Origin of the sequence: Sphingomonas sp. GM_Shp_1, from assembly GCF_026540895.1 — a bacterium.
Classification (GTDB): domain Bacteria; phylum Pseudomonadota; class Alphaproteobacteria; order Sphingomonadales; family Sphingomonadaceae; genus Sphingomonas.
On sequence record NZ_JALNUR010000062.1, the window covers coordinates 1 to 10,747 of the forward strand.

A 10,747-nucleotide genomic window follows, 5' to 3' on the forward strand; every position below is an offset into this window, starting at 1 on the left:
GGTCCCCCTCCCCGTTCCGGGGAGGATCAGGCCCCCAGCCTCTCCAGCATCGACGGGGTCAGCACCTGGGGCAGCACCTGCGGTTCCTTCGCGCCCGGCGCATAATAGAGGTAGAGCGGTACCCCGGCCCGGTTATGCCGCTCGATAAACCGTCCCAAAACAGGATCGCCATCGGTCCAGTCTCCGACCAGCACCGCCACCTTGTTACGCTCGAACGCCTCGCGCACGGACGTCCGCTCGATCGCGGCGGCTTCGTTGACCTTGCAGCTCAAACACCAGTCGGCGGTGAAATAGGCGAAGACCGGGCGGTTCTGCTTGCGCAAATCCTCCAGTCCGGCCTCGGTAAAGGCGGTATCGGCGCTCGCCTTCGCCACGGCGGCGGCGGGCTTGACCGTCACGAGGATCGCGACCGCCAGCACCAGGGCGGCGATGGCGGGCCAGCCCGCGCGCCCCTTGCCGCCATGCTGGCGCAGCCCCGTCCACCAGAAGCCCAGCGAAGCGATGAGCGCGGCGGCGAGGCCCAGCGTCATGCCGGTCACCCCCGCCTCCTGCCCCAATATCCAGGCGAGCGCGAGCGCGGTCAGGAACATCGGCACCGACAGGATATGGCGCAGCCGGACCATCCACATCCCCGGCTTGGGCAGCCGCCGCCGTAGCGCAGGGATAAAGCCGATCGCGATGAAGGGCAGTGCGATGCCGATCCCCAGCCCCGCGAACACCGCCAGCGCGGCGGCGGCGGGCAGGACCAAAGCCGCGCCCAGCGCCCCGGCCATGAACGGCCCCGAACAGGGTGTCGCGACGAACGCCGCCAGCGCCCCGGTCGCGAACGATCCCATCGCGCCCGAACGGCCGGCGAAGGCGGGCGTCGGCAGCTCGAACAGCCCCGCCAAGTTGAAAGCGATGGCGGCGACCAGCAGCAGTAGCACGCCGATCACGCGCGGGTCCTGCAACTGGAACGCCCAGCCCGCGCTCTGCCCGCCCGCACGCAACGCCAGCAGCACGACGCCCAGTCCGACACAGACCAGCACCACCCCTGCCGTATAGGCCAGCGCCTCCGCCCGCGCATGGCGCTCATCGCCGCCGCCCTTGGCCAGGCTCAGCGCCTTCAGGCTCAGGATCGGGAAGACGCAGGGCATGATGTTGAGCAGCAAGCCCCCCAGCACCGCACCCAGAAAGGCCAGCACCACCGCGCCGAAGCCGGTGTCCGCTCCAGCCCCCGCCCGCGCGATCGCGCCCGGCCTGGCGGCGAAGGACAGGCCCTTGCCCTCCCCGATCGACAGCACGCCCGACACCGGCCCGGCGGTGGAGACGGCAGCGGCGGGGATGGCGAGGATCAGCCGGTCGCCCTGGCGGCTCATCATCTGATCGGCGGCATGGTCGATCACCCCGCTGCGGTCGGGGAAGAAATAGGCGTCCTTCACCGCGACCGAGGCGGGGAGCGGTACCGCGATCCGCACCGCCTTGCCCTTGGTCTCGATCACCCCGTCCCCGCCCAGCGGCCTGGGCAGCGCGGCGCGCCAGCGGTCGAACTCGGCACGGGTGGCGGGATCGACCGCGCCGTCGCCCACGGTCAGCCGGGTCGACAGGGTCTGGCTTTCGGGAACGCAGATCGTGTCGGTGCAGACCAGATAGTCGAGCTTCACCGTCACCGGCAGAGCGGTGCCTTTGGCCAGCCCGCCAGGCAGCCTCAGATCGACGAGCAGCGCGAAGGGCCGCTCATAGACATAGTTCATCAGCCCCGCGATCTTCAGCCGCCCCGGCACCGGATAGCGCAACTCGCTGGCGGTCACGCCCTTGGGCAGGGTCCAGTGCGCCTCGGTCGGCAGGCCCGCATCGCCGCCATTCTTCCAATAGCCGTGCCAGCCCTTGTCCGGGGTTGCGACGATGGCCAGCGTCACCGGCCCGCCCGCCGCCGGGGTGGCGCTCTCGGCGACCAGCCGCATCGGCAGATGGATCGCACCGGGGGCCGCCGGGGGACCGCTCTCCGCCATGGCCGGTTCAGGGGCCAGGGCGAAACCCAGGACCATGAACAGGGCCGTCATCAGGATGTAAAACCAACCGCGCATCGACCGACCTTGCCCTAACCCCGTTTGGGGTTCCATAGCGGGCCTGTTCCCGCATTGCATCAAGGTTGCCCATGAAGTCCCTGACTGCCGCGCTTTTCGCCTCCGCCGCCCTGATCGCCGCCCCCGCCTTCGCGCAGACGGCCAGCCCGGAACCCGGCAGCGCCCCCGCGTCCGTCGCCACCACGCCCGCGACGCCGCAGGCCCCCTTCCCCACGACTCCGCCCAAGCTGATCGTGGCGATCTCGGTCGACCAGTTCTCGGCGGACCTGTTCCAGCAATATCGCAACCACTTCACCGGCGGCATGGCGCGGCTGCTGACCGGCGCGGTCTTCCCCTCGGGCTATCAGAGCCATGCCGCGACGGAGACCTGCCCCGGCCACTCGACCATCCTGACCGGCTATCGCCCCGCCCATACCGGGATCATCGCCAACAACTGGGTCGACCAGACGGTCGGGCGCGCGGACAAGATCGTCTATTGCTCCGAGGACGAGCGCGCGCCGGGTCAGGACCATAATAATTACATCGTCTCCGACATGCATCTGAAGGTGCCGACGCTGGGCGAGCGGATGAAAACCGCCGATCCGCGCGTGCGCACCGTCTCGGTCGCGGGGAAGGACCGCGCCGCCGTGATGATGGGCGGGCACAAGGTCGATGAGCTGTGGTGGTGGGACGGCAAGACCTATGTCTCCTATGCCGGACGCGCCGTGCCGCCGGTGGTCGAGCGCACGCGCAAGGCGGTGGCCGACCTGATCGCCCGCCCGCAGGACGCGCTGCCGCTGCCCGGTTTCTGCAAGCCGCTCGACCGGGCGATCACGGTGGGGAGCCAGACTCTGGGCACCGGCCGGTTCCAGCGCGCGGCGGGCGACCTGAAAGCGTTCCGCGTCTCCCCCGCCGCCGATGCCGCCGTGCTCGCCATGGCGGCGGGGTTCGTCCAGGACATGAAGCTGGGCCAGGGGCCCCAGACCGACATCCTGTCCGTCGGCCTGTCCGCGACCGATTATATCGGCCATGCGCTGGGCACCCAGGGGGCCGAGATGTGCATCCAGATGGCCGAGCTGGACCGCTCGCTGGCCGGCTTCTTCGAGGTGCTGGACGCCACGGGCGTCGATTATGAGGTGATGCTGACCGCCGACCACGGCGCGCACGACATGACCGAGCGGCAGCAGATCCGCGCCATGCCGATGGAAAGCCATGTCGCGCCAGAGGCCAAGACCAAGGCGATGGCCGCCGTCGTCGCGCAGGCGTTGGGCCTGTCCAACACCCCGCCGATCATGATGAGCGCCGAGGGCGACATCTATATCAACCGCGACCTGCCGCCCGCGACCCGGGCCAAGATACTCGCCGAGGCCAAGCGCCGCTACGAGGCGCTGCCCCAGGTCGCCGCCGCGCTGACCCGTGACGAGATCGCCGCGACGCCGTGGCCGAAGACCCCGCCCGAAACCTGGACGCTGAAGGAGAAGGCCCGGTCTTCCTATGACCCGACCCGTTCGGGCGACCTGCTGATCCTGCTCAAGCCACGGGTGACGACGATCGAGGAACCCACGCCGGGCTATGTCGAGACGCATGGCTCGCCCTGGGACTATGACCGACGCGTGCCGATCCTGTTCTGGCGCAAGGGGATGAGCGGGTTCGAACAGCCGCTGTCGGTGGAGACGGTCGATATCGCCCCCACGCTGGCCGCAACGATCGGCCTGCCGATGCCGGGCGTGGACGGGCGCTGCCTGGACCTCGATCCGGGGGCGGCGGATACGTGCAAGCGGTAAAAACATCCTCCCCGACACGGGGAGATGGCAGTGCGTATCGCTGACGGAGGGGGGCTTCCCCGCAGGGCGTCCCTTGTGGCGATCCCCCTCCACCTCCGCTTTGCGGCGGTCCCCCTCCCCGTGCCGGAGAGGATTTAGGGGCGCTCTACCCTATACCGGATCGGTTTGAACGACCCGCCATTGGACGCGGGCGCCGAGCATGCCGTCAGCCCGATCACCAGATCCATATGCGCCACGAACCGGATATGGTCCCCCGGCCCGCTGAGCGGCGGCAGCACCTCCAGCTTGCCCGTGGTCCCGTCGACCGGCACGTTCATGAAGCAGTTGAACGCCACCGGTATCCGGTCCGGCACGACGCCATAGGGCTCCAGCGCCGCCGCCAGATTGCCGAAGCAGCCGCGATGGCGCGGCAGGTCGGGATAGAAATGGTCGAACGTATCGACCGAGCAGGGCGTCAGCAGGAAATCATGCATCCCGACCGTGTCGGCGACGATCTCCAGCATCACCCGCGACCGGTTGGAATAGAGCTTATGCCCCGCCGTCAGCCGGATCGTCTCGGCGTAGTCGAGCGTCCGGCCCGAAGAAATCACCTCGTCCAGATCGTCCGCGTTGAACGCCAGCAAATCCGCGACCTGCCGCCCGCGCGGGTCGATCACCGTCAGGCTGTCACCCTTGGCCATGCGAAAGGCGTCACCGCTGCGCGGCGGAATTTCGACCGTATCGGCGCTCATTGATCGGCCCCGCCCGCCGAGCCCGCATAATGGAAGGGACAGCGCCAGCCGTCCTCGACCACGCGGCCGCTATATTGCCGCGCCTCGCTCAACTCGCCATGTCGCGCGAGCATCGGGTTGCGCGACCCGGCCAAAGCCTCGTCGCGCACCATGATCTTCTCACGCATCGTTTCATATTTGCCCTGTGCGCGCAGCGTCTCGAACTGGTCGTGCAGGTTGAAGATCATCGCCGGGCGCGGAAAGCGGCGCGCCGGTCGGCTGGCATTCGGATGCAGGCCCACGACGAAAAAGGCTTCGCCGCCGAAGGACAGTGAGAAATGGGGATCGTCGGGGTTGGGGCTGACGCGCTTGTCCCAATCCTGTCCCAGCCAGACATCCTTGTCCGACAGGGACTGGATACGCGCCCAGACCGACCGCTCGAACGCCGCCTCGTCCAGTTGCTCCGGCCCCGCGAACACCACCGCCAGGCTGCGGAAGAGTTGCGGTTCGGCACGATAGCGCTCGGCGAAGCGGCGCAGGCTGTCATGGATACGCAGATCGTCCCAGGCGCTGGCGATATCGCGCGCGCCCAGGATTTCCAACGTTCCACGCGCCATCGCCGCCTTCGCGCCGACACAGGGGAAGTCCGCCGCCGCGATATGGGCGCGCAACAGCGCCGCCGATTCCGGCTCGCTAGGGTCGCTGGCGGGAAAAAGACTGCTTTCGGTTTCTGACATGGGATGCCCCAACGCCGCGCCGATGGAGGACGTTCCGAGAAAATGAGTCCGATATTCCGACGAATTGGGACTCATTTTCATCAGAATTGATAAGTATCAAGATCACTGCTCGATACCCGTCGCGAAGACAGGGTCAGCTATTCGCTTCCCCGGCGACATCCACCAGCCGCAACATCGACCTGTGCCCGCTTCGCACCGGTGCGGGGTGGCCGTAATAATAACCCTGTTGCCATGTCGCGCCACTGACATAGCCGATATCAGCCATCTCCGGCGTTTCCACGCCTTCGATGATGACGGTACCGCCCAGTTCGCGGATCAGCCCGATCAGATGCGGCAAACTATGGCAGGGCTGGACGTTGCTGATGGCGCGCTGAAGGAACAGGCCGTCGATCTTCACCAGCGCGGGCACCAGATCCATCAACTGCCGGATCGAGGTGTAGCCGGCCCCGAAATCGTCCAGGGCCAAGGTCGCGCCGACCGCGCGAACCTCCCGCGCAAAGGCGATCGTCTCGCAGATATGGACGATCGGATCGGTTTCGGTGATCTCGACCACCAGCCGCTTGGCGATATCGGGGCGCGTGGCGAGTTCCGCCAGGATACCCCGCCACCACCCCTTCAGATGCGCCGAGCTCGCCGAGATATTGACCCCCAGCGTCGCCGACGGGTCCGCGCGCAATTCGTCCAGCACATGGCGCACCATGACCCAGTCGAAGGTCGTGGCCATGCCGGTCCGCTCCAACGCCGGAAATACGACGGCGGGCGACAATCCGGCATTGTGATTGCCGAAACGAACCAGCCCCTCATGATACAGGACACGCGAAGGGTCGCGGTAATCGCAAACCGGCTGCCAATAGGGGATCATCCGCCCGTCGGCGGCACAGCAAAAGGCATGGGCCGCGATCTGCATGTCGCTTTTGTATATGGCGAACCACCGGTCCCCATGATCGCGCTGGATGTCGCGGGGGCCGCGATAGCGGGGCGGTTCGTCGCTATCCCAGGTCATCACGGCATGGAGCGCCGCCCCCGGCTGCCCCGTCGTCAGCGCGATGGAAATGGGTTCGGCGGTTAAGCGATAGGAAAGCTCGGCCACGCGATGCAACTCGACCGCATTACCCGCTCGAACATCGCTGACGATCCGAAATCGCTGTCGAGTTTCGTCCTGTTCGAACCCCAGGCCCAAATGACGCAAGCGCATTTGAATGTGGCTAACCACTTGATCGGCAACGGTGATGCCCCAACAAGCCTCGATCAGATCGAGATTGCTGATCTCCATTTCGAAATGGCTGCTTGGCACCGTAGCTACACCCCTACCCATCGGCAGGCCATTAGCCATTTTCGTTGTGGCTTAACCAACCCCTGCGCCGATATTTATCGTCAATCGAAGGAGTTGCAAAGATAAAAAAGCTTTTCCGGGGCAATAAAGCACTTTGGTTACATTACGTAACCTCGACTTACCGACTTAACTCATTCTCGCTCAATCAATATTCGGTCGAAGCCAGCGCGTCGCCTGCACCATGTCTACACCGCGACGGGCGGCATAATCCGCCACTTGATCCTCGCCTATACGCGCCACACCGAAATATTCGGCCTGTGCGTGGCCGAAGTAAAACCCGCTGACCGCCGCCGTAGGAAGCATGGCGAAGCTGTCGGTCAGTTCCAGCCCGACCGCCTGTTCGGCACCCAGCAGGTCGAACAATGTGCGTTTGATGCTGTGCTCCGGGCAAGCAGGATAGCCCGGCGCGGGGCGGATGCCGCGATATTGCTCGCGGATCAGCGCCTCGTTGGTCAGTTGTTCACCAGCCGCATAGCCCCACAGGTCGGTGCGGACATGCGCGTGCAGCCGCTCGGCAAAGGCTTCGGCCAAGCGGTCGGCCAGCGCCTTGAGCAGGATGTCGTTATAATCGTCATGGCCGGCCCGGAAGCGTTCGATATGCGCATCGATACCATGGATGCCGACCGCGAAGCCGCCGATCCAGTCGCCTGTAGGATCGATGAAGTCGGCCAGGCACATATTCGCGCGGCCTTCGCGCTTGGCGATCTGCTGGCGGAGGAAGGGGATGCGGGTTTCCTCACCCCCGGCGGTCAGGATCACATCGTCACCATCACGGCGACACGGCCACAAGGCGGCGACACCTCGGGCGGTCAGCCACTTCTCGGCGATGATCGTGTCCAGCATCGCCTGTGCATCGGCATAGAGACCGGACGCGCTCTCGCCGACCACTTCGTCGGTCAGGATCGCCGGGAAATTGCCCGCCAGTTCCCAGGCACGGAAGAAGGGCGTCCAGTCGATATAGTCGCGCAGGTCGGACAAGTCCCAGTCCTGATAGACATGCACGCCCGGCTGCTTCGGATCACCTGCCTTCAACGCCATGTCCGCGACGAACCCACGCGCGCGGGCTTCCTCCAGCGGCAGGAGCGCGTTCGCCCCCTTGCCCTCACGCGCCTTGCGGACCGCTTCGTAATCGGCGGCGACCTGCGCCACATAAGGGTCGCGCTGGGTATCGGACACGAGCGTCGTCGCCACGCCGACCGCGCGGGATGCGTCGAGGACGTGGACGACCGGGCCCGAATAGGCGGGCGCGATGCGCAGCGCGGTATGGACCTTCGACGTCGTCGCGCCGCCGATCAGCAGGGGCATGGTCATGCCCGCACGCTGCATCTCCTCGCCCACCGTCACCATCTCGTCGAGCGACGGGGTGATCAGGCCGGACAGGCCGATCATGTCGGCGTCATTCTCGTTCGCCGCCGCGATGATCTTCGACCAGGGGACCATGACGCCCAGGTCGACCACGTCGAAGCCGTTGCACTGGAGCACGACGCCGACGATGTTCTTGCCGATATCGTGCACATCGCCCTTCACGGTCGCGAGCACGATCTTGCCCTTGCCCTTGGCACCCGGCTCCTTGGCCGCCTCGATGAAGGGGAGCAGGTGCGCGACCGCCTTCTTCATGACGCGCGCGGACTTGACCACCTGCGGCAGGAACATTTTGCCCGATCCGAACAGGTCGCCGACGACGTTCATGCCGTCCATCAGCGGCCCTTCGATCACCTCGATGGGCCGGGCGAATTGCTGGCGGCATTCCTCTGTATCGTCGACGACATGAGCGTCGATGCCCTTGACCAACGCATATTCCAACCGCTTGGTGACCGGCAGGCTGCGCCATTCGGCGGCCTGCTTTTCGGCGACCGCATCGGTGCCGCGATAGCGCTCGGCCAGCGCCACCAGCCGCTCGCCCGCCTCGGGATCACGGTTGAGGATCACATCCTCGCAGGCCTGGCGCAGCTCGGGGTCGATCGTGTCGTACACGTCGAGCTGGCCCGCATTGACGATCGCCATGTCCATGCCCGCCGGAATGGCGTGGTAGAGGAACACCGAGTGCATCGCGCGGCGCACCGGCTCGTTGCCGCGGAAGCTGAACGACAGGTTCGACAGGCCGCCCGAGATATGGACGTGCGGGCAGCGCGCCTTGATCTCGCGGCACGCCTCGATGAAGTCGACGCCGTAATTGTTATGCTCTTCGATGCCCGTCGCGACGGCGAAGACATTGGGGTCGAAGATGATATCCTCGGGCGGGAAGCCGATTCCCATCAACAGGTCATAGGCGCGCGCGCAAATCTCGACCTTGCGCTCCTTGGTGTCGGCCTGGCCGACCTCGTCGAACGCCATGACGACGACCGCAGCGCCATAGGCCATGCAGCGGCGGGCATAGTAAAGGAAGGATTCCTCGCCTTCCTTCATGCTGATCGAGTTGACGATGGGCTTGCCCGACACGCATTTCAGGCCCGCCTCGATCACGCTCCATTTCGAGCTGTCGATCATGATCGGCACCCGCGCGATATCGGGCTCGGCGGCGATCAGCTTGAGGAAGGTGGTCATCGCGTATTCGGCGTCGAGCAGCCCTTCGTCCATGTTGACGTCGACCACCTGCGCGCCATTCTCGACCTGGCTGCGCGCCACCTCCACCGCACGGGCATAGTCGCCCGCCAGGATCAGCTTCTTGAACGCCGCCGATCCGGTGACGTTGGTCCGCTCGCCGACATTGACGAAATTGGTGGAGGATGCGGTCTGGGTCATATCTCGATCTCTATTCCTCCCCTGCCAGGGGAGGTGGCAGGGCGCAGCCCTGACGGAGGGGTGTCACGCTGTCGAGAGGCCGGTCTCTGCGAGACACCTTCCCCTCACCCAGCCCTCTCCCCGGAGGGGAGAGGGCTATAAGGTCATGCCGCCATCGTAAACGGCTCCAGCCCGGCGAGGCGGGTGACGACCGGCGGGGTCGGGATGGCGCGGGGCTTCATGCCCTTCACCTTGTCGGCAATCGCCTTGATATGCGCAGGGGTCGAGCCGCAACAGCCGCCCAGCACATTGACCTGCCCCTCGACCGCCCATTCGCCGACCAGCCCGGCGGTCGTCACCGGTGCCTCGTCATAGGCGCCCAGTTCGTTGGGCAGCCCGGCATTGGGGTAGATCATGATCAGCGTGTCGCAGATTTCCGACAGCGTCTTCACATGCGGGCGCAACTGCTCCGCGCCGAACGAGCAATTGAGCCCGATGGTCAGCGGCCTGGCATGGCGCACCGCGTGCCAGAAGGCCTCGACCGTATGGCCCGACAGGTTGCGGCCCGACAGGTCGGTCAGCGTCATCGACAGCATGATCGGGATCTCACGGCCCAGCGCCTCGCCCGCCTCGATCGTGGCCATGATGCCGGCCTTGGCGTTCAGCGTGTCGAACACCGTCTCGATCAGGATGAAGTCGGCGCCCCCCTCGACCAGCGCGTCGATCTGTTCGCGGTAGACGTCCTTCAAGTAATCGAAGTCGATCTCGCGATAGCCCGGATCGTTGACGTCCGGCGACAGCGACAAGGTCTTGTTGGTCGGCCCGATCGCGCCCGCGACGAAGCGGGGGCGGCCGTCCTTCGCCTGATACTCATCGGCGAGGCGGCGGGCGAGCCTAGCGCTCTCGACATTGATCTCGCGCACCAGATGCTCGGCGCCGTAATCGGCCTGGCTGATCCGGTTGGCGGAGAAGGTGTTGGTCTCGGCGATGTCCGCCCCCGCCTCGAAATAGGCGCGGTGGATGGCTTCGGGCACCTCCGGCTTGGTGAGGGCCAGGATGTCGTTATTGCCCTTCTGGTCATGGGACAGGCCCAGCGTCCCCGCATAGGCCGCCTCGTCCAGCTTCCAGTTCTGGATCTCGGTGCCGAACGCGCCGTCGGTGATCAGGATGCGCTTGGCGGCTTCGGCCAGGAAGGTATCGCGGGTCGTCATCGTCTTGCTCCTGCTCATGCTCATGCTGAGCGTTCGTTCTTGTGGGGGTGGAGCGCGTCTGGCGTCATCGCCCGTGGCCCTGCCCTCCCCCATCCCCTCCCGCTTGCGGGAGGGGTGTGCCTGGGTCGTCGGTTAAGCGCTATCGCCAACCCCGGCCCTTCTATTTCATCACTCCCCTCCCGCAGGCGGGAGGGGCCGGGGGAGGG

At 66.1% G+C, this 10,747-nt stretch carries 8 protein-coding genes; 2 read left to right on the forward strand and 6 right to left on the reverse strand.

Annotation, left to right across the window (positions count from 1 at the left end; all coding sequences use genetic code 11):
- Positions 1-26 precede the first annotated feature (26 nt).
- On the reverse strand, positions 27-2,066 hold the full coding sequence (locus OXQ33_RS17050) for a protein-disulfide reductase DsbD domain-containing protein (protein WP_267435956.1): 2,040 nt from the start codon (positions 2,064-2,066) through the stop codon (positions 27-29).
- A gap of 71 nt (positions 2,067-2,137) precedes the next feature.
- Here OXQ33_RS17050 and OXQ33_RS17055 point away from each other — a divergent pair, with 71 nt between their 5' ends.
- The gene (locus OXQ33_RS17055) at positions 2,138-3,829 is read left to right on the forward strand and encodes an alkaline phosphatase family protein (protein ID WP_267435958.1); all 1,692 of its coding nucleotides are present in this window, start codon (positions 2,138-2,140) and stop codon (positions 3,827-3,829) included.
- A 134-nt stretch (positions 3,830-3,963) separates the two neighbouring features.
- Here OXQ33_RS17055 and OXQ33_RS17060 read toward each other — a convergent pair whose 3' ends face one another.
- From OXQ33_RS17060 to OXQ33_RS17070, 3 genes are all read right to left on the reverse strand, one after another.
- Positions 3,964-4,560 (reverse strand): urea carboxylase-associated family protein, encoded by a 597-nt coding sequence (locus OXQ33_RS17060; protein ID WP_267435959.1) that lies wholly within the window; start codon positions 4,558-4,560, stop codon positions 3,964-3,966.
- Positions 4,557-5,276 (reverse strand): guanitoxin biosynthesis heme-dependent pre-guanitoxin N-hydroxylase GntA, encoded by a 720-nt coding sequence (gene gntA, locus OXQ33_RS17065; RefSeq protein WP_267435961.1) that lies wholly within the window; start codon positions 5,274-5,276, stop codon positions 4,557-4,559. Before gntA ends, OXQ33_RS17060 begins: the two co-directional genes overlap by 4 nt.
- 133 nt (positions 5,277-5,409) lie before the next feature.
- Positions 5,410-6,366: an EAL domain-containing protein gene (locus tag OXQ33_RS17070; protein ID WP_267435963.1), complete on the reverse strand. Its 957-nt coding sequence runs from the start codon at positions 6,364-6,366 to the stop codon at positions 5,410-5,412.
- A gap of 3 nt (positions 6,367-6,369) precedes the next feature.
- On the opposite strand from OXQ33_RS17070, the gene OXQ33_RS17075 reads away from it, so the two are divergent.
- Positions 6,370-6,675 carry a hypothetical protein gene (locus OXQ33_RS17075; RefSeq protein ID WP_267435964.1) on the forward strand — a complete coding sequence of 102 codons (306 nt, stop codon included), beginning with the start codon at positions 6,370-6,372 and terminating at the stop codon, positions 6,673-6,675.
- Positions 6,676-6,750: 75 nt separating this feature from the next.
- Here OXQ33_RS17075 and metH read toward each other — a convergent pair whose 3' ends face one another.
- Both metH and OXQ33_RS17085 read right to left on the reverse strand, forming a co-directional pair.
- The gene (gene metH / locus OXQ33_RS17080; protein WP_267435965.1) at positions 6,751-9,351 is read right to left on the reverse strand and encodes a methionine synthase; all 2,601 of its coding nucleotides are present in this window, start codon (positions 9,349-9,351) and stop codon (positions 6,751-6,753) included.
- Positions 9,352-9,494: 143 nt separating this feature from the next.
- Positions 9,495-10,541 (reverse strand): homocysteine S-methyltransferase family protein, encoded by a 1,047-nt coding sequence (locus OXQ33_RS17085; protein WP_267435966.1) that lies wholly within the window; start codon positions 10,539-10,541, stop codon positions 9,495-9,497.
- Between the last annotated feature and the right edge of the window lie 206 nt (positions 10,542-10,747).